Below are 20,533 nucleotides of genomic sequence, written 5' to 3'. Positions count from 1 at the left end.
CCATCACAGAGCAATCTTAGTCATGCGCTCTGTGTAGATGTCGTCCATATCGCGGTTATTGATCCACTTCTGAGGTGCAATAACAATTTTTTCAGGTGAATCATTGAGCCATGCTGCCCACCAGCTAAATGAGCTGTTTGCAATGATGTGGTGCTTACATCTGCTCATAAGAGTCATCTCTGCAATATCAGTGCCATCGCCCTCTTCAAGCTCAACCACTATGAAATTAGGTCCCTTGAAGTGGTCTCTGCACCATTCCTTATCATCTGTGAAAATAAAGAACACAGCTGATGGATACTGCTTTCTCACCCTATCAATAGCATTTTTATAATATTTCTCAGTGCAGATATTGTGGATATGAATATGCTCTTCATCCACATAGTCTGTCCTGCGGACATGGAGACTTACTGACTCGCAGCACTCAATCTGCTGCAGTGTTGACCAGCTTGAAGCATCTGTCATAAGTTCCTGTGGTTTTTTCTCGAATGCTTCCCTTATTTCCCTGACAACATCCTTATCATCAAAGTACTTATCACACTGCCAGTAACCTACGAGATAAGCGTTCTCTTTTTCAAGGATCTCCGGATTAAATTTGCCGGATTCCTCATCTATTCTAAATGTTTTTCTACCGGTGAGTTTTCTTCTGATGCGACTGAAAAGATCCATTTTAGAATCAGTAAGATTTATGATCTCTTCATCAGTTGCCCTGTCATACTCAACGCCCCATCTGGATAATACCGGGATTCTGAGCTTGTCATTGACAAAGCCTGTCTTATCATCAATCTTAACTTCTTTTCCGCGCTTTTTCAGAGACTTATATAATGCGTACTGAAACATCTGATTGCCCAGTCCGCCCTTAAGCTGAATGATTATCATAGCTCCTCCAGGTTGGTTGCATGTGCATACTGTAAGTCTGACGAGTCATAAAGCTTATCATGCAAGCATGAACGCATTATGGCCTTTTGACCCTGTCGTCATATTATACCATAGTTGTCGTATCTATAAAACAACGCCCCCTATTACTCGCCTTCTTCAAGGTCATAGTAAATCTTGTTCTCAACGTTGTAGGTAACTTCCGCAGAACCGGTCTCGTAGGCTTCAAGCCACAGCTTGTAGGCTTCATCCCATGACTTGTACCTGGAATCGCCTCTGTGGTCAGCCAATACTCCATCTTTCACATAGTTCTTCTGAAGATAATCCTCAAAGAACTTAGTAACTTTATAAGCTCCGACGATATTGGTGTGGGTTCCGTAGTCCTTGAAATCAACAGCATGATCAAGGCCAATCTCATCTACATACTGGTCCATATCAAGGAAGTTGTAGCCTGCTGCCGTAACTATGTCGCTGATATAATTAATCTTTTTCTGCTCATCTTCCTTTACATCATAGGGAGTGATAACGAAGAGAGCATTGAGATTCTTCTCTTTCAGATATGTCAAAAGATCTGTCAAATAATCTTCCTGTTCCGCAGGAATTGGTTGCCTTTCCGTGATAGAAGCATTATTTGTTCTTTCAACAGGTCCAACTGAAGAATAGGGCACAAATCCCTTATAATCATCCGGGTACTCATACATGAAAGTGCGAAGCTGTGACCACAAAGCCAATGTCTTCCAGTTTGAATGATACTTAAAGATATCAAAATAATAGGAAAGTCTCTCTGATGGATCCTCAACCATAGCATTTATGGTTTTGATCCTGTTTATGGAGTACTTGAGATTATCTGTAACTTCCCTTGTGTGGGCCATGTTTCCAAGAAGGTTCTCATCCTCTGCAGTCCACATGCGCATCTCAAAAATGAAAAGATCAGGTGTCTGAGTCTTTAACACCTCTTCCACCAGATACTTTGTGGCAACAGGTCTCTGCATATTGGAGGCCAGAGGATACATGGTTATTCCCATATCGCCGTAGATCATTGGATTGGAGATACAGGGATATACCGGACTTGACCCAATCATTACAGCATCTATGGTGTTATTCTTCTCTGAATAAAAACCAACAAACCTGTCTTTAACATCACCATTAGTCCTGATGCAGTAGGTCACATGCAAAAGGAGCCAGGATACGATCAATATGAAAACTACTATTTTTGCTACTTGTTTCTTTGTCATAACTAAACTATGTTCTCTCTATCTGAATAAAACCGAATTTGCTCTTAAATCAGAAATCCTTATATATAAACTCCGCTGCGCTGTAGCCAGGGCCATACTCTGCGATCAATATCACAAAGAATAAAAATGCGATGTAGATGCACCATCTAAGAACTACCGGCCTGTCAGCAATGAATTCTCTTACGTTACTGTAATCATTAATTCCATTCTCCATGCGATACTGCATAACAGAAACACATGTGAGAATGATAAGTGAAACCACAACGATTCCCCAGTCAACAATATCAATTCCAAGGTTCAAAAGGCTTCCATCCACAAATATCTGTGGGTTGAAAGTAGATACGCTCTCTTTTAACATGCGAAGTGCGTGAGGAACGTTGTCTGCTCTAAAGAACAGGTCACCGATGCAAACAAGGATAAATGTTCTTACAACACGCACGCAGTCAGCAAATCTGCCCTTCATATTGATCTTCATCTTTTCGCCAAAGAGCCAGGTAAAAAATGGAAGTGTGAGTTCACCAATTACTATGTATGCCCAGTGCAAAAGGCCGGAACCAATAACATATTTCATCTCACCGCCATGCCACAAACCTACAGAAAACCAGAGGATAAACATAGCAACATAGGTGGTATACTGCTTGCCCTTCTTTTTACCAAGCTTACTTTTTAAAGTCTTGCCCAGGTTCATGATCATCTTACTTCTAAGGAGTGGGTAAAAGACATTTTCTCTCATCCACACTCCAAGAGTGATATGCCATCTTCTCCAGTATTCACTGATGTTCTTAGCAAAAAACGGAGTAGTAAAGTTCTCAGGCAATATGATCCCAAAGCACTCTGAAGCTCCGATAACTATATCCATGCAGCCTGAAAAGTTAGTGTAAAGCTGAAGCGCAAAGCCCACTGTCCCAAGTATGATATAAGCGCCTGGATACTCTGTATCGTTGTTGTAGATTGTGTTAACAACTACAGCCAGTCTCTCGGAAATAACCAGCTCTTTAAAAAAGCCCCAAAGCATTCTCTGAGCGCCAAAGGTTATGTTTTTATAATTGAGCTTATGTCTTTCAAAAAACTGCTTTCCTGTTTCTCTTATCTGGAAAATAGGGCCTGATATCATAACAGGAAAATACATTCCGATAAGGGCAGTTTTTAAAAAACTCTCACCACCCTCTGCAAGTCCGTTGTAAACTTCGATGAAATATCCAAGAAGAATGAAGGTATAAAAAGAAAGACCAAGTGGAGTTGCAATGCTTCCTCCATGGATCAGCTTGGTATACTTAAGAAATATCAGGATTCCAAGAAGGGCTGCAAGCTCAAGGCAGAGAACTGTGCGCCTTTTAGGAGCAGTATCAGCCTTCTTAAGGATTTTCAAAAGTCCCCAGGTTGCAAATGATGCAAAAAGAGGATACAAAATCAGCACCCCATTGCCAGACAAAAGATAGTAGGCAATGCTTGCAAGAAGAAGCACCACCCACTGACCTTTACCTTTAAAAAGCAGAGGCACTGTATAATATACAGCTACTGTAATTACAAAAAACAACAAAAAATAAAACGAAGTGATTCCCATATTATCTCTCTATTATCGCTGGTACTCAGTCTCCAGCCACTGCTGGAACATAAGGATATACCAGATCTGAATGCGGTAAACTCCACGGTCTGTGAAATCTTTCCAGATCTTTTCAACGACATCAGGATTTAAAAGGCCCTGCTGCCTTATCTTGTCCTTGTCCAAAAGAGCTTCAGCCCAATCTCTTATGTCTTTTTCCAATAGCCATTTAGAGACCGGAATTGAAAATCCTTTTTTAGGTCGCTCCATCATATCACGAGGAACGTATCTATACAACACATCACGCAGAACAAGTTTGCCCTGCTCATCATTTCGAAGGTACTCAATTGGCAGTGACCAGGCAAATTCTACTACGTCTTTATCAAGCATAGGCACTCTTGTTTCAAGAGAAACCGCCATAGCTGTCCTGTCTACCTTCACCAGAATATCGTCCGGATGGTACATGCACATGTCCATAAGCATGGCTTCGTGGTTGACTTCTCCAAGGAAATCCGCCGGCAGATCAAGGCATTTATACCTTGCTTCTCCCTTTTTAAGCGCAATCTTTTTAATTATTGGGTCGCTCTCATGCTCCATTCTGTGAACTTCGTAAGGAGACTTTGCGCCAAAATACTGAGCCTTTGCAAATTTTACTTTATCCTTAAGCTCATCTGAATTATCCGGCCCATAAATATTCATAAGAAGTGAGCTTACAGGGTTTCTTAAGGCATAAGGTATTTTTGCTGCCTTTCCCCAGACTCTTGCCACTGAATTATAGGACTTATATCCGCAAAAGAGCTCATCCCCACCGTCACCTGAAAGAGAAACCGTTACATGCTCCCTTGTCATCTTGCTTACAAGGTAAGTCGGGATCTGGGATGAATCAGCAAATGGCTCTCCAAACATAGAAGAAAGCCTTGGAATAACTGCCTTTGCATCATTTTCATTTATGTAGAGTTCTGTGTGATCTGTTCCAAGATGCGCCGCGATTTCTTTTGCAATAACCGCTTCGTTGAACTTCTCATCTTCCATGCCGATGGTGAACGTGCGCACTTTTCCGGGAGCTATGGACTGCATAAGAGAAACCACAGTGCTGCTGTCGATTCCCGCAGAAAGAAATGCTCCAAGAGGAACATCCGCGATCATCTGTCCCCTGATGGACTCTTTTAGGAGTCTTTCGAGCTCATCTGTCGCTTCTTTTCTGCTACCTGTAAAAATATTGCTCTGGCCCTTTTTAGCTGCTTCTGCCATTGACCAGTAAACTTCACTCTGAGTCTTTAGTGTCTCCACATTCAAAGTAAGAATAGTACCAGGCTCCAGTTTATTTATCCCCTTATAGATGGAGTAAGGCGCCGGAATATATCCTTCCTCAAAATACATATCCAAAACATCAGTGTTTATCTCGTTAGCAAAGCCATCAACAACGCGAAGGCAGCCGATATCAGAAGCAAAAGCGAAGGCTCCTGCTACATTTCCGTAATATAAAGGCTTCTCTCCCACTCTGTCCCTGGCAAAAGAAATAGTGCCTTTCTCAAGATCATAGACTGCAATTGCAAACATTCCTTTGCAGAGAGAAAGAGCTCTTTTCATGCCAAAATACTCAATAGCTTCTACTAAAACCTCTGTGTCAGAAGTTCCGCGAAATGAACCAATATCTACACCCTTTGAAGAAGCATCTTTAAGCAAAAGATTTTTTACCTCAGCAGCATTGTAAATCTCGCCATTATAAATAATGACGCTCTTTTCACTATGAGATTTCATGGGTTGAGCGCCATTCTTGGAAAGGTCAACAATAGCAAGTCGCCTGTGTCCCAAGGCGACTTTTCCATCATCACTTATGTAAATTCCACCGTCATCAGGGCCCCTGTGAAGCATCCGATCATTCATCCTTCGGATGTTCTTTTCTGCATCGCCCTTAAACTGTATCAGTCCTGCAATTCCGCACATAGTATGCCTCTAGTGTCACTTAACACTGATCACTTTATTCTTGTTTTCATAGTCCTTACTTATATCCAGCTTGTAGGTCTTATTTCCGTCAGCATCCTCAGAAACAAGGTCAAAACCCTGGATATCGTAGAACTCTTTTACCATCTTGTTCTTGGCTGTTGGATAATAATAGCCATAAATTGTCTTAACTCCGCGCTCCACAGCTTTTTTAACCAGAGCATCCATCATGGCAAACTCCATATCTCGCTTTAGAACTCTGCAGCTCATAAGCCACAGATCAATATGAAGCTCAGCATCAGAGCGGATATTTCCAATAACAAGTGATACGATTCCGTTATCACCAAATTTATCTTTAAGTCTCCCGTAAAGGGTTATGTTACTGTCATCTGCGGCAGTTTTCTCGATGTCATCCTGCGTGTAACGCTTGGTTGTCAGGTTGAACTGGTTGCTCTTATTGGTGAGCTGCGCGATTCGAGGCATGTACATCTTCTCAAAAGGCGCGATCTCAGCCTCCATCTCCAGAGACTTAAGGTACTCGCTGTAGTCAGTAAAGCTCTCCTCAAGCTCAGTTCTCTTTTTGTTGGCCATATACATCTCGTTGCGCTTTCTGTCATCATCAGAAACAGATGTGGCCTCGAAAAAGCCCGCATGGTCAATAATCCTGATATAGTGCTCAGGGCTGTCGATCTCCGGAACTGCTGCCCCTTTGATCTGTCCCTCAACAATAGCTCTTTCAGCAGGGTTGTCATCTACAAATACCAAGGACTCAGGCAAGATATTCAGCTCTTTTGCTATGGCCTTCATATTCTCGCTCTTGGGCTCCCAGTTGGCCTTTATAGCCACAAAGTCATCGGGCTTAAGGCTTCCGTCAGGATGATTAAGACCTGCGATAGCATTTTCCTCATCGTTCTTGGAATCAACAGTCAAAAGAACTCCGATGTCCTTCTGCATTTTCACATAATTCTGGAACTCAGCATATACCTGACCAAGATTGGTCTCCTGGCCGATCTCGATGCCGTCAACGCCGTCGTCACCTACAACTCCGCCCCAGAGGGTGTTGTCCAGGTCAAGCACAAGTCCCTTTTTGTTCTTGCCATAAATTGACTTGATAATATTGGCAACGTTGAAACTAAGGGTAGGAATAGCCGGAATGCAAAGGGCATATTTGTACATGTGCCAGGCAAGCGGATCTGACCACTGATCAAGTCCATAGCAGCTTGAAAGGTAGTTTATATCATTGATAAAAAAGCTCTCAGCTGAGTCTGAAGCCTTCCTTGCATACTCAGCAAACTTCTCGTTAAGTCTGTTTATAAAGGAAAGTCGACCGTGAACATCAAAAAAGTCCCTGTTTCCAAGGAGCCTATAAAATGGCGCCTCGAAATTGTTCTGAATAATAGGACAGTGATAGGTGTCAGAGAGCTTCTTCCACATGGTCTCAAAGTGCTGATAGGTCTTTTGGAGCTTTTCTTCTACCGCCTCCGCGCTGTCATCCATTGTAGGAAAGTCAGTGATATTGCGGTTTGAAGTGTGGATATAGATGATATCCGGCTTAAAGTCATTAAGTTCACCCGGGAACATTGCATCCTGCCAGTACTGACCATACTCAGACTCATAGAATTCGGGCTCAATTCCATAATTTAGTAAAAAGAGCTCCAAGATCCTTATAATGTCATGGGTAGTAGACCCCCCAAGGACTGCTATTTTCTTGTGGATCCTGTCACTTCCATCAGATAAAAGAGCCTTCTTTAGGCTCTTTGACTTTTTCATTATGTAGCTGCTATCAAAGGGGTATTCTAATTCTTTCACCTTTTGCTCCTATATATTCAAACATTTGTCACATGAGTGAATCAAAGTATTCTTTCCACTTCTGATTTGTAACTTCAGGACTGCATTTTTCCTGGATCTTCACAGCTTCAGTTCCTATCTTCTCTGCAAAGTCCTTATCCGTGATAAGCTTCTCCATGGCGCTTACAAGAGCTTCCCTGTCATCTACCGGGATAAGGATTCCATTTTCTCCGTCAGTTATAAGGTCTCTCGGCCCACCACAAGGACAATCCGTAGAAATACAAGGAAGTCCCAAAGACATGGCCTCAATAAGGGAGTTTGGCATTCCCTCCTGCTTGGATGCAAGGATAAACATAGATGCCTTTTCAATGTGCTCAGCAACATGCTGCACACTTCCCTTAAACTCAACGTTTTTGTCGATTCCAAGCTTAACTGCCATATTCTGAAGCTTTATCCTGTCGGGGCCATCGCCGTAGAATACAAGGCTGTAGTCCTTATGGCCTTTTTCAAGGATCTCTTTAAAGGCCTCCAGAACCATTGATTGATTCTTATTGGCATCAAGCCTTGCCACCATTACAATTTTCTTTTCCCTCTCGCCAATGTAGCGTTTTCTGATAAATGAAGGATTGATGGCATTTGGAAGTATAGTGCATTTCTTTTGTATATAGCCCGGGAACTTCTCTTTTGCTCCCTGTGACTGAACTACAACACCTGCTGCCCTTCCAAAGAGAGCGAGCATCGAAGATTTCATTGAAAGAGATGCATATTCCCTGTCAGGGTCTGAGCGCACAGAAACTACTACCGGGATTTTCTCGCCGCCAGCAGTTGAAAGTGCCATAATATTGTTTTTTCCGATAAAGCTGAGGATCAGATCCGGATGAAGATTCTTCCAGATGTCCTGGAGCTTTTTATGTCTCATGCGAAGATTATAAGCTCTGCCCTTTTGTTCAGACTTTAAAAGAGCTGAGAAAACGCGGGCTATACCATCTTTTTCTCCGCCATTTGGGTCAACCCAGGCAGGATTCTCATCAAGGTCTGCCACAAGCTCAGCTCCGGGAGCTCCTGCAGGAACTCTTTTCCATGCCGCGTGCCTGACCTCATATTCATTGTCAGCAAGGTATGTAGTAACAAAGGTCACTCTGTAGCCCTGCTCGAAAAAGAAATCTGCAAGGTTCGTCATGACCCTCTCTGCTCCGCCTTTCTGAAGGGAGCCTATATACATCGCTATATGCTTTTTACTCTTGTTTCCTTGTTCCAAGGGATTATATTCCTCTCAAAATGAATATACATGCATTTTTACGTTAGCCAGATAATACAGCATAACATCTGTTTGTTTGCTTACATTTCAACGAGCTCTATGATTCCCATGCTTATGTTATTCAAAAAAGCTACTTTTTTGCCCTCAATGCATGGTGCGATATTGGGTTCCTGGATCACAGTGTAATGCTTATCCTGAAGATCAGATATGGCATTGTCAATGTTTTCCACTTCATAACACAGATGATAAGGAGTGTTCTTGTAACGTTTAAGGAGTGGATACATTGGAGACTCTTCGCCTTTGGGCTCGATCAGCTCTACCCTGTAATCTCCGTTTACCAAAAACTCAATGTCAATGTTTCGAATCTCATCAAACTTTGTAGGAGATTCAATTTCATACCCGAGTTCTAAAAACTTTTTCTCAGTCTTTGATATGTTTTTTACCAGATATCCTATGTGGTGTACTTTCATTTTTACCTCAAATAATCATCAGCCAAGCTTTGCAAGGATAAGGTCAGCCATTGCGCCAACGTTCTTCATTCCAACGATCTCACCCATTGTAAACTTGATGTCGAATTCCTGCTCAATAGCATTCATAAGATTGATGTGCTCAAGTGAATCCCAATCATCAATGTCGTCTGCTGTTGTCTCATCTGTTACTGTGATATCGTCATCTTCAAAAACGTCTCTGAAAACTTCGTTCATTTTCTCAAAAACTTCTTCTCTTGTCATAATTAACCTCTTTCTAAAATGTGATTACCCAACGTAGTAGTTATACCACTGCTGGAAAATAAAGAATGACCAGGAAATCTTACTAAAGTTGGCTCCTGTAGCAGGACCTGCGTCTCCGTTTACAATGTAGTTATTGATAAATTTGGAAACATACGCACTGTCGAAAATTCCCTGTTTCTCCAAAAATGAAGTGGAGCTAAAGTCCATGAGCTGGTCTTTTAACGGACCTCTGAGCCACTGATCCATAGGCACGCCAAAGCCTGTCTTAGGACGATTAAGCAGCTCTTTTGGTATATAGTCATAAGCTATATCCTTAAGGATATGCTTCTTGTCGCCGTCCATATATTTGAACTTCTGAGGAATTCTGAAGGAATACTCCATTACCTCAGTGTCCATGATAGGGCATCTGTTCTCAAGTGAATACTTCATGGATGCTCTGTCCATCTTAACCAGAATATCATCGGGAAGATAGGTATCCATATCAAGGAGCATTCGCCTTATCTGGAAATCTTTTACCCCATATGATGACTCAAATGGGAAAAGAACCGGTTGCTGACCTCTTACATCCCTGTCAAAACTCTCTACTCCGCTTATAAAAGCGTGAGCAGCCTTCACATAGCTTCCTGAAACAAGTTGTGTCTTTGTCTCAGGATTCCTGTTTGCAGCAACAACTCTTACCCTGAAAGGCATCTTGTCTATAAGCTTTCCATTTCCCAAAGGAATCTGTCCAATGGCATTAACTATTGCTCCAGGAATTTCAAGCTTCTGTGCCTGTCTTACGTTGTCATATATATTGTACCCACAGAAAAACTCATCGCCGCCATCGCCTGAAAGAGCAACTGTAACGTCTTTTTTGGCAAGCTTACTTACCAGCATTGAAGGGATCTGTGAATTGTCTGCAAAAGGCTCATCATAGTACTGAGGAATGCTGCTTACAAGGTCAAACATCTCTTTTTCAGAAATATAGAGCTCTGTGTGATCACAACCAAGGTGCTTGGCAACCTCTTTTGCATATTCAGCTTCATTGTAACTTGGCACATCAAAGCCGATACAGAAAGTCTTGACAGGCTTATCAGAAAATTCCTGGGCCATGGCTGTTACAAGGGATGAATCATATCCACCAGAAAGGAAAGTTCCAAGAGGAACATCCGCGATCATTCTGTCAGCAACTGCCTTTTTAAGTCTCTCTTTAAGACCCGCTTTAGCTTCTTCGTAGCTCTCTATCTGATCCTTAGACTTTTCAGCATAAACCTTTTTGATGTCCCAGTATTTCCACTTTGTCACTTGACCCTTGTGGAACTTCAGGACTCCACCGGCTTCAAGCTTATAGACATTCTCAAAAATAGTGTCAGGGGCCAGAATATACTGCTGATAAAGAAACCTTGAAATAACATCTTTTCTTACTTCAGGCTTAAATCCCGGGCATTTCATAATAGGCTTAAGCTCTGAGCCAAACACAAGATTCTCACCATCTATCCAGTAAAAGAGAGGTTTTTTACCAATCCTGTCTCTTATAAGGTAAACATCAGAAGTTTCTCTGTCATAAATGGCGATTGCAAACATACCATGAATGTGGTCAACCATATCTATGCCCCATTTAAGGTAAGCTGCAATGATAACCTCTGTGTCGCAGTGTGACTTATATGGATAGTCTGACAACTCCTCTTTGAGCTCAAGGAAATTGTAGATCTCGCCATTAAAAACAATTGTTATTCTGCCATTGACCGAATGCATGGGCTGATGTCCAAGTGGCGACAGATCAAGAATTGAAAGTCTTCTCTGGGCAAGCCCCACTGAATAGCCGTCCTTATCCTCGTAAATAGCAACTCCGTTGTCATCAGGACCTCTATGGATCATGGTATCGTTCATGATTCTGAGATTATCTTCACTTATTCTGTTTTTGGAAATATATCCGCAAATTCCGCACATTCTCTATGTTGTTTCCTTAATGTAATGTGTAATATTTACTACTAACTAAAAGCATCAAAGTGGCAATTTCTCGAAGTTATCCCTAAGTGGCCCGAAGTCCTTGCACTCATTGTCGATCGAATCAAGAAGTTCTACATATTTCTCATTGATGAGTGCCCTGTAATTTTCAAGGTTATCATATCCTTTTTTGGTCCATGCAAATGGATGTGTCAGGATCTGAATCTTCTGGTGTTTGCCAATTGTCTCCGCATCAGGGTAGCCATATCTCCAGATGTGGTTTGCATCTGACATGTACTTTACTTCAAGCTTTGACTCAGGTGTAGCCTTAGGGTCAAAAGAAAAGAAGTTGTCCTGATAAGCATTGATAATGCCTGGGATTTTGATGTTCTCTGCAAGTACATCAGGTGATGGTCTGTGGATTGAGAAAGAATTGATCTCGAATCCAAGCATGTTGCTGAGCATATCGATCTCCTGTCTGATACGCTCTCTTATGAGCTTCATATCTGTCATTCCGTTTAAGGCAAAATGAAGACCTATTGTCTGTCCTCTTTCATGCATATCTGTGAGGATATCCCTGTTTTTCCTTGAAAGGATGTTGTAGGAATTGTTGGTCCACTGGAAAAAGAATGTAGACCTGAAATCCATGCTCTCCTCAACCTTTGACAAGGCATACGCTCTTTCTACTGAATACTCAACGTCGTGTCTCATGATGATCCATGAGTCTCTTTCAAGAGCTTCCTCGTATGTAGCGTAAAGACCTGTCTCTTTTATTGCTCTAAGTATTTCTCTGTAATCTTCAAATGAAAACATTTTTGCTCCTTATCATTATCTCTTTGATCTGGCGATCACTTCGTCAAGATAATCTCTCCACTGAACAAATACTGCATCAGCGTTTGCTATTTCCTCTATCTTTGCAGCTTCTTTTCCAAGGCGCTCAGCAAGCTCTCTGTCCTCGATGAGCTTGCAGATGCCCTCTGCCATCTTGTCCTCATCTTTTATGGGAACAAGTAGTCCGTTCTTGCCATCTGTCATAACAGTCCTTGGTCCGCCGCATGGGCAGTCCGTAGCAACAATAGGCATTCCCATTGCCATAGCTTCCAAAAGAGAGTTTGGCATGCCTTCCCAGTCTGAGGAGAAGGCGTAGACTGCACCCTTTGGAATCTCTTTTTCCAGTTCATCGCTGCCTCCCATAAGAAGGATGTAATCTTCCGCATGATTATCAGCAATTATCTTATCCAGTATCTCTTTTGTTCCGTCAAAAGAATCCGGACCATAGATCTTAAGTACATAATCCGGGTGCTTTTCATGAACCTTGATAAAGGCTCTGCAAAGCATTGGCTGATTTTTGAAGTCCACAAGTCTTGCGTGATGAACAACAGCCTTTTCTCTCTCTGCAGGTGCTGTCAGGCCAAAGTACTTAGGATTAACAGGATTTAAGATGATCCTTGAATTGTCCTGTAGGTATGGTTTAAAGAACTCCTTCTGGCCTGTAGTCTGGAATACGCATCCCGCTGCCTTGGGGAAGAGCCATTTTATCTGCACTTTATCAGAAAATGCATCGTAGTGTCCAACCGGGTCTGTTCTTATGGATATAACTACCGGAACATCGCTGTTTCCTGCTGCCATGAGGGCTCTGTAATTGGCTCTCTGGGCAAAGGCAATAAGCACATCCGGATGATATTTTTTAACGAACTCTTTTAAGTATTTAATTCGTAAAAAGAACTTTGTTATACGGTTTTTCTTTTCATCGCCCTCACGAAGTCCAACGTGAACACGGGTAACTCTCTCATCGAGAGCAAATTCATTTTCGTCTACCCATTCTGTCGCAACGTAAACCTTGTAGCCCTCCTTGGCAAACTGATTGGCAAGGTTGGAAACTACTCTCTCTGCGCCTCCCTGAACGAGGCAGTTTAAATGAAATGCAATTGTCTTCATATTACTTAAGTACCATTCCTGTGGATAACTCCACTTTACTATCAAATCTATCTATTCTAATGGAACCGTCAACAGTCCTTACGATTGGCTTTCCATCAAACATATCAACAATCTCTCCGGGAGCAAAGGCCGAGAAATCAATCATCTCATCAAAAGGATGTGCCTCCCACACCGTAACTTTGTGGTCGTCATCCTCTGTATCCGCATAGCAGAATGCACCCGGGAAAGGAGCTGCCACGCCGCGGATAAGGTTGTAGATGTTTCTGGTCCTCTCATGGAAATCAATCTTTCCATCTGCCGCTGTACGCTTATTGTACCATGAATCAAAGTCCTTGGAATCTGTGCGGATCTCAATGGTTCCTTTTTCCATGTAGGTCTTAACAAGTTTTCTTATAAGGTTCTTGGAGCATATCATGTTCTTGTACTGAGCTGTTCTGATGTCATCGTGTTCATTTATCTGGAACATCTCTGTAGCAAAAACATTAGGTGAATCTGCATGCTCATCATATCTAAAGAGATTTAAGTTAAATCTTGTATCTCCAAGTATCATTGACCAGTTGAGAGGACTTCTGCCTCTTCCAAAAGGAAGATATCCACAGTTGCCGTGGAATCCGTAGATTCCGGCTTTGAATACATCAAGGACTTCCTTGGGGATAAGTCTCTGCCAACCCATAACGATTCCGAGATCGAAGGTATTTTCAGAAATGAATTTATTTGTCTTGTCATCGTTTAAGAAGTAGCTGTCTGCTTCAAAAACAGGGATTCCGTATTTATCAGTTAAAAAACTAAGGCCCTTAAAACCGGAAACCTGGTTTTTCTCTGTAACCTTAGGTGCGATGGTGATGACAAGGTCAACAGGGCAAAGCTCTTTCTGTATAAAATCTATAATATTTTCCGACGTATCTTTTACGCCAAAAACCACAACTTTGTAGTGCATTTGTTTGTGGCTCCTTTCGTGGGTTTTAGCACAACTTTGGAATATATGGGGTTATCGTGTTCGTGTGAGTATGTTTTTGCGGACGCTTTCGCTCCGTGAAAAACGCAGCGGTACTAAGGTGTCAAAAAACGCCACCTAAGTACCGGCGTTTTTCAAGGCTCGCAAAAGGACATACTCGCACTCACACTCCACCACCATATATCTCCCAAGTTGAATCTACGTTCCTTCCAAAAATGTACCAGCCTCAGCAAATTGCTGGAGGAGTACTATAGGTGTGGGCGGAATGGTACATTACTCGTACAACCTAAATATATCATGTATGCTGTCACGGTATTTCTCAGGTGTATAATTCAAAGCTCGCTCGAAAGCTCGCTCAGAATATTCATCTCTAAGGTTCTTATCATCAAGAAGCATGCAAATCTTTTCTGCAAGCATTTTCTCTTCTTCTGTTACATGAGTGATATCCATATCCACATTTTCACCCATATCAGGTACTAGTATACCATATTTGCCGTTTATAGGCTCTTTTATGCTGTCACCGCTTGGAATCTGTGTGATGAGGTCGTTGTACTGGGCATCGTCAAGTAATATCTCTCGGGGGCCTGTCTTACAATCAGCGGAAATAAGTGGCTTTTTGAGGGCCATTGCCTCCAGGACTGCATTAGGAAAGCCTTCATGATTTGAACTGCAAACATAGACATCCGACTTCGCAACGTATGCAAACGGATTCTTTCTGTTTCCGGGAAGAAATATCTTACCAGAAATGCCCAGCTTTTCAGCCATCTCTTTGTAGGGATCCCAATTTCCGGCACCAAGAACCATAAGGCGTGCCTCGGGATGTTTTTTCTCAACAAGCGAAAATGCCTTTACAAGATGCCAGATTCCTTTGATGTAGTCATTTCTTCCCATGCAGGCTATTACTTTGGTATCACTGTCAAAAGGAAAATCTTCAATAGTTTCGCTTCCTTTTTTCTGAATGTCCTCAGTATCGAGAGGATTGTATATATAGGTGCTTCTGTCGTAATTAAAATCTCTTTTCAGCTGTCTTACAATCTCTTTTGAGCAAGACAGGACCTGATCGGATCTGCTGCAAAAGAGCTGAACCTGCCTTGGACTTTCAAGATCCGTCTGGCAGCGAAGACCTGTGAGCACTTTTTCTTTTCCTCTTGAAAGAACATTTACATAGTTGGAGGAACTGCCAAAGCTGTAGGAAATATCTATATTAAGGTCTTTCTTTATTTTCTTAACTTTTTGAACGCGCTTAAACACGTTTATAACTTTATTGATCTTGCCTTTTTTGGCGGGAACATCAATGTCGATCACATCAAGACCTGTAATGTCAAAGTTAATGTCTTTTGAACTGAATATAAGAATGTGAACGTTATAAAAGTCCTGCATAAGTCTGGCAGTTGTGACGCACACTCTCTCAAATCCGCCCTGATGGAGCATTGGAACCATAAGTAAGAGGTTCTTTTTGGTTTTATCCTGCATTAAAAATGTCCTCTCTCGTAAAAGTAAGTCATCATCTTGGCCTGATTCTTCACATCGAATCCCGCATGACGAAGCTTACTCAAAATATAATCTGAAGATTTGTCTCTGTCTCCGATTGAAAACTCATTTATATTATTGCGCTTTGTCTTTTTCTCAGATGGAGCATTGAGCTTTTCAAAGCCAGTGCCCTTATCAAGAGCATCAAGATCAGGCATATCATCGGACTCAAATACGCTCTCTCTGCGCTCTCCAGCTATTGCTGTAAGAGTCTGGTTGAGTTTGATTTCCTCCATAAGAGGGTCGCTCTGATAATTCTCTCTAAGAAGCAAGTCATCGAGGATTTTCCTTGCCCAGTCTTTGGCTTCTGAATTTATGCTCATCATGGAAACAAGTTCAGTAACGTTAACTTCAGGTGTTACTGCGTCAGACACAAGGCACTGAAGACCTGCTGCCTGGGCCTCAATAACACTTCCGGGAAGTCCCTCATATCTGGATGGGAAACAGAAATAGTCCATTGCCTGATAGTACTCACTGGCATTGCTCTTGTTCCCTGCAAATATGCATCTGTCATAGATGTGGAGCTTCTCAGCCCTATTCTTCATTTCATCCATAAGAGGGCCTTTTCCAAGCATAAGGAGTCTTATTCTCATACCATGGAGCATGCTGTACTGGTTATTTTCATCATTGTCGAGGAATCTGCAGAGCTGCGCAAAAACCTCCAACAAGAACTCGTGGTTCTTGGCATATCTAAAGCTTCCTACATGGCCTATTACAAGGGCATTGGAAACGTTCAGTTCATCTCTTATATTTTCTCTTACCTGTTCATTATACGCAAAACGCTTAATATCAATGGCATTTGGTATTACACGAACATTGCCGGCATCAACCATATCCTGTCCGAATACAGAAACACCCGCTTCTCTGGAGCATGCAAAGCTATAGTCCGCTATCCCTTCTTTATGGAGAGGTTTCCTTAGTACTCTTGTGGCAAGACCTTTTACACCCTGGTCAACTCCGGCACTTCTTGCATGAGCTATACAAATAGGAACTCCGGCCTTTTTAGCTATTGGAAGGTAGATTGCTGCAGTGCTTGTCATATGTCCCTGCACAACTTTCCATTCATTGGGATGTTCTTTAAAAAACTGCTTTATAGCCTTTTTATACTCTACAAGGTTTGTTCCAACAAATTTAGGAAGACAGAAAATTCTGCCTCCCAGCTTTTTTACACTAGAATCAAAATAGTCCGGCTCGCGAACTGCCATGAGTTCATCTGAAGTCGGACTCTTTTTACCTGTTTTTTCTGGAGAATAGTGTACAAGAAAATCAAACTGAATCTTGTCTCTATCCATGTTTCGATACAAATCAATAATACGGCATTCTGCGCCGCCTACTCCAAGTCCCCCAAGAACATGAAGCACCCTTATCTGTCCATATCCTTCTTCCATATCATTTCTCCCTGATACTATAAGTTCAAATGCACCTGCACTTTACATCATAGAACTTTTGATACGAACGGCTAAATATTTGCCTTTTGCCAGTGCATATTCATATATATTTCCAATAAAACTCCGACTTCTTACATTATACTTTGAATATTCGGAATAGGAAACAACCTGGGCCTTATCAAAAAGCTTTTCAAATCTTTCGAAATCTTTTTCATCCATAGTATTGGGGTGATAGACAAAAGTTGTAATGCCATCTTTAGTTGACGCAACACTTTTTGATTTCTGAAGAGATATTGGATAAAAAATAAGTCCACACCTTTTATATGGTCTATCCCCAAAGCCATCTGTTATAGTAGTAAAGCCACTGGCCTTCAGTGCTTTTAAAGTAACGCGATCATAGGAATGTGAAGGAGCCATGAAAATGTCTGTCTTTATTCCATGGCTTTCCAATATTTCTTTACCATTTTGTATTTTATCAAGCTGAGTTTCATAGTCATAACCGGCAAACTCAGACTTTTTGTTAAGAGGAAATAATCCGCCATTAACAGTGGTATATAAATGATTGCATCCGTGCATGGAAACAATCCAGCCTTCATCCTGAAGCTTTTTTATGTATTCCCAAAAACCTTTGGGAGCATCTGATATCTTTAACTTACTGTCCTTATTATCTGGAATGACTCCAATAAGTGGCTTGATCCCATGTTGATCCAGGATAGCCTTGAATCTATTAAAGTTTCTCCAATCAATTTCCGGAGCAATATCGTCAATTCGGATTGTTATCTTCATGGTTATCCTCGTGTGTAAGATATACGCATGACTTCGCTTCGCTCTCGTCATGCTACGAATATTCGGAAATCGATATGCTCATTCTTCGCATATCTTTTTTCCTCATCTTCGTTCGGTCTTCAAGGTCATGTGAATTATCATGCAAGCATGAAATTCTCATGACTTTGAATCCCTATATCTTATAGGTTTTCTTTATACCAGTCGATAGCGAGCTTGATTCCTGCCTGGAAATCATAGGAAGGATCGTATCCAAGGTTCTTTCTTGCCTTTGAAATATCAGCATTGGAATCTCTGATATCGCCTGCGCGTGGAGGTCCAAATATTGGCTCTACATCCATGCCAAGTGCTTCTGTAAGATGATGATAAACATCAATAAGGAACTCTCTTCCGCCTGCACCGATATTGTAAGCTTCGCCTGCTGCCTCTGAAGAAGCAAGACAAGCACGTAAATTTCCTTCAATAACGTTATCTACATATGTGAAATCACGGGACTGTTTGCCGTCGCCGTTGATAGTTGGTGTCTCACCATTCATGAGCTGACGAAGGAACTTAGGAATAACAGCTGCATAAGCGCCGTTAGGATCCTGTCTTCTTCCAAATACGTTGAAATAGCGGAGGCCATATGTATCAAGGCCATAAAGCTTTTTGTAAAGCTTACCGTACTCTTCATCTGTCTTCTTTGTAAGAGCATAAGGAGAAAGAACGTTTCCTTCCTGCCCTTCCTTCTTAGGAAGTGTTGTAGAATCACCGTAAACTGATGAGCTTGAAGCATAGACGAACTTCTTAACTCCGTTCTGTCTTGAAGCTTCCATCATGTTAAGTGTTCCTCTGATATTGATCTCCTCATACAAAAGAGGCATCTCAATACTTCTGGGAACTGATCCCCAGGCAGCCTCATTGAGAACATAATCAACGCCCTTTGTAGCTTCCATACATGCATCAAGGTCTCTTATATCCTTCTCGATGAACGTAAACTTAGGATTTCCCATAAAAGGCTGGATATTCTCAATATGTCCAGTTGAAAGGTTATCCATACATCTAACTGTATAACCCATATTTAAAAGTGCTTCACAAATATTTGATCCGATGAAACCAGCTCCACCAGTAACGAGGAACACTGAATTCTCCGGGAATTTCAACTCTTTATAACTCATGTACAACTCCTTATATATCTAAATAAATCTAGTATTTCAAAACCGTCCTGTAAAAATAAGGAAGTTCCGCTCTCGCGTTCGCTCGCCGGAACACGCGCGCACTAAGCTCGAAACAACCTCGCTAAGTGCTTACAGCCTCCAATAATCAAACTCAGGTGCCTTGTAGTCGTTCATGTCATAAATGCCCTTGAGGTCCATAAATACCTTTGTGGCATGGGCAGGATTAAAGAACTTAACAATGTCTGCTGGTTTGTAGTTCTCAAACTCCTTGTGAGCTACAGCTACGATAACAGCATCCATGTCTTTTACCGCATCAAGAGTATCGAATTCAATGCCGTAAAGTCTCTTAGCTTCATCTGAATCAGCTTCTGGGTCAACAACTACAGGTGTGATGCCATACTCTAAAAGCTCGTTGTATATGTCGATTACCTTTGTATTTCTTGTATCAGGGCAGTTCTCCTTGAATGTGAAGCCAAGGATTGCAACCTTTGCATTCTTAACAGCGATATCGTTAGCGATAAGTCTCTTCACAGCTGACTCTGCGATATACTTACCCATATCATCGTTGATACGTCTTCCTGAAAGGATGATCTGTGAGTGGTAACCAAGTTCCTCAGCCTTGTATGTTAGGTAGTAAGGGTCAACACCTATACAGTGACCACCTACAAGACCCGGTCTGAAGTTAAGGAAGTTCCACTTTGTGCCTGCTGCTTCAAGTACGCTCTTTGTATCGATATCCATCTTGTGGAAGATCATTGAAAGCTCGTTCATGAAAGCGATGTTGATATCACGCTGTGAGTTCTCGATAACCTTTGCAGCCTCAGCAACCTTGATTGACTGAGCCTTATATACGCCTGCAAGTGCAACGAGGCTGTATACGTTTGCAATCTCCTCAAGAGTCTCTTCATCCATACCTGAAACAATCTTTGTAATAGTATCAAGTCTGTGAACCTTGTCACCAGGGTTGATACGCTCAGGTGAATAGCCAACCTTAAAGTCTACTCCGCACTTAAGTCCAGACTCTTTTTCAAGAATAGGAACACAGATATCCTCTGTTACTCCCGGATATACAGTTGACTCATAAACTACGATAGAACCCTTTGTGAGGTACTTACCAAGTGTACGGCTAGCTCCCTCTACAGGTGAAAGATCAGGTGTATGATCGTCGTTAACAGGTGTTGGAACTGCAACAACGTGGAATTTACATTCCTTAAGTTTCTCAGGATCTGCTGTAAATTCTACAGAAGTCTCTTTAATAGCTGCGTCTCCAACTTCTCTTGTTGGGTCAATTCCCTTTTTATAAAGATCAACCTTAGCAGCGTTGAAATCGTATCCTACAACCTTGATTTTTTTGGCGTAGGCCACTGCTATAGGCATTCCTACATATCCAAGTCCTACAAGTGATAACTTTTCCTCTCCAGAAAGGAGCTTCTCATATAAGCTCATGGTGTATCCTCCACACTAAAAAATATTTCAATTTAAAT

General features: G+C 41.8%; 17 protein-coding genes. All 17 read right to left on the bottom strand.

The window, feature by feature from the left end; genetic code table 11:
• Positions 1 to 3: 3 nt before the first annotated feature.
• The 17 genes from G585_RS0102420 to G585_RS0102340 all read right to left on the bottom strand — a co-directional run bounded on the left by G585_RS0102420 (position 4) and on the right by G585_RS0102340 (position 20,495).
• Positions 4 to 876: an alpha-1,2-fucosyltransferase gene (locus tag G585_RS0102420; protein ID WP_022772718.1), complete on the bottom strand. Its 873-nt coding sequence runs from the start codon at positions 874 to 876 to the stop codon at positions 4 to 6.
• A 143-nt stretch (positions 877 to 1,019) separates the two neighbouring features.
• Positions 1,020 to 2,108: a hypothetical protein gene (locus G585_RS16830; protein ID WP_022772717.1), complete on the bottom strand. Its 1,089-nt coding sequence runs from the start codon at positions 2,106 to 2,108 to the stop codon at positions 1,020 to 1,022.
• A gap of 49 nt (positions 2,109 to 2,157) precedes the next feature.
• A complete protein-coding gene (locus G585_RS0102410; RefSeq protein WP_022772715.1) occupies positions 2,158 to 3,672 on the bottom strand; it encodes an MBOAT family O-acyltransferase in 1,515 nt (504 codons plus the stop codon).
• 12 nt (positions 3,673 to 3,684) lie between these two features.
• Complete coding sequence (asnB, locus tag G585_RS0102405; RefSeq protein WP_022772714.1) at positions 3,685 to 5,598, bottom strand: asparagine synthase (glutamine-hydrolyzing); 1,914 nt, start codon at positions 5,596 to 5,598, stop codon at positions 3,685 to 3,687.
• A 15-nt stretch (positions 5,599 to 5,613) separates the two neighbouring features.
• Positions 5,614 to 7,404 carry an HAD-IIIC family phosphatase gene (locus tag G585_RS0102400; protein WP_022772713.1) on the bottom strand — a complete coding sequence of 597 codons (1,791 nt, stop codon included), beginning with the start codon at positions 7,402 to 7,404 and terminating at the stop codon, positions 5,614 to 5,616.
• A 28-nt stretch (positions 7,405 to 7,432) separates the two neighbouring features.
• A complete protein-coding gene (locus G585_RS0102395; protein ID WP_022772711.1) occupies positions 7,433 to 8,641 on the bottom strand; it encodes a glycosyltransferase in 1,209 nt (402 codons plus the stop codon).
• Positions 8,642 to 8,721: 80 nt separating this feature from the next.
• Entirely contained in the window at positions 8,722 to 9,111 is a 390-nt protein-coding gene (locus G585_RS0102390; RefSeq protein ID WP_022772710.1) for a VOC family protein, read from the bottom strand.
• An 18-nt stretch (positions 9,112 to 9,129) separates the two neighbouring features.
• Positions 9,130 to 9,372, bottom strand: coding sequence for an acyl carrier protein (locus G585_RS0102385; RefSeq protein ID WP_022772709.1), 243 nt, complete (start codon positions 9,370 to 9,372; stop codon positions 9,130 to 9,132).
• Between the two features lie 24 nt (positions 9,373 to 9,396).
• Complete coding sequence (gene asnB, locus G585_RS0102380; RefSeq protein ID WP_022772707.1) at positions 9,397 to 11,301, bottom strand: asparagine synthase (glutamine-hydrolyzing); 1,905 nt, start codon at positions 11,299 to 11,301, stop codon at positions 9,397 to 9,399.
• Between the two features lie 54 nt (positions 11,302 to 11,355).
• Entirely contained in the window at positions 11,356 to 12,111 is a 756-nt protein-coding gene (locus tag G585_RS0102375; protein WP_022772706.1) for a hypothetical protein, read from the bottom strand.
• Positions 12,112 to 12,126: 15 nt separating this feature from the next.
• A complete protein-coding gene (locus G585_RS0102370; RefSeq protein ID WP_242829979.1) occupies positions 12,127 to 13,281 on the bottom strand; it encodes a glycosyltransferase in 1,155 nt (384 codons plus the stop codon).
• Positions 13,238 to 14,173: a methionyl-tRNA formyltransferase gene (locus G585_RS0102365; protein WP_022772703.1), complete on the bottom strand. Its 936-nt coding sequence runs from the start codon at positions 14,171 to 14,173 to the stop codon at positions 13,238 to 13,240. Before G585_RS0102365 ends, G585_RS0102370 begins: the two co-directional genes overlap by 44 nt.
• A gap of 291 nt (positions 14,174 to 14,464) precedes the next feature.
• Positions 14,465 to 15,664 carry a glycosyltransferase gene (locus tag G585_RS0102360; protein ID WP_022772702.1) on the bottom strand — a complete coding sequence of 400 codons (1,200 nt, stop codon included), beginning with the start codon at positions 15,662 to 15,664 and terminating at the stop codon, positions 14,465 to 14,467.
• Positions 15,664 to 17,109: a glycosyltransferase gene (locus G585_RS16825; RefSeq protein WP_022772701.1), complete on the bottom strand. Its 1,446-nt coding sequence runs from the start codon at positions 17,107 to 17,109 to the stop codon at positions 15,664 to 15,666. Before G585_RS16825 ends, G585_RS0102360 begins: the two co-directional genes overlap by 1 nt.
• Positions 17,110 to 17,151: 42 nt before the next feature.
• Positions 17,152 to 17,895, bottom strand: coding sequence for a DUF2334 domain-containing protein (locus G585_RS0102350; protein WP_022772699.1), 744 nt, complete (start codon positions 17,893 to 17,895; stop codon positions 17,152 to 17,154).
• A 179-nt stretch (positions 17,896 to 18,074) separates the two neighbouring features.
• Positions 18,075 to 19,049 (bottom strand): SDR family oxidoreductase, encoded by a 975-nt coding sequence (locus tag G585_RS0102345; RefSeq protein ID WP_022772698.1) that lies wholly within the window; start codon positions 19,047 to 19,049, stop codon positions 18,075 to 18,077.
• A 129-nt stretch (positions 19,050 to 19,178) separates the two neighbouring features.
• Complete coding sequence (locus G585_RS0102340; protein WP_022772697.1) at positions 19,179 to 20,495, bottom strand: nucleotide sugar dehydrogenase; 1,317 nt, start codon at positions 20,493 to 20,495, stop codon at positions 19,179 to 19,181.
• Between the last annotated feature and the right edge of the window lie 38 nt (positions 20,496 to 20,533).

The organism is Butyrivibrio sp. AE2015 (assembly GCF_000420825.1).
GTDB lineage: Bacteria > Bacillota > Clostridia > Lachnospirales > Lachnospiraceae > Butyrivibrio.
This window is presented reverse-complemented; position numbering and strand designations above follow the sequence as displayed.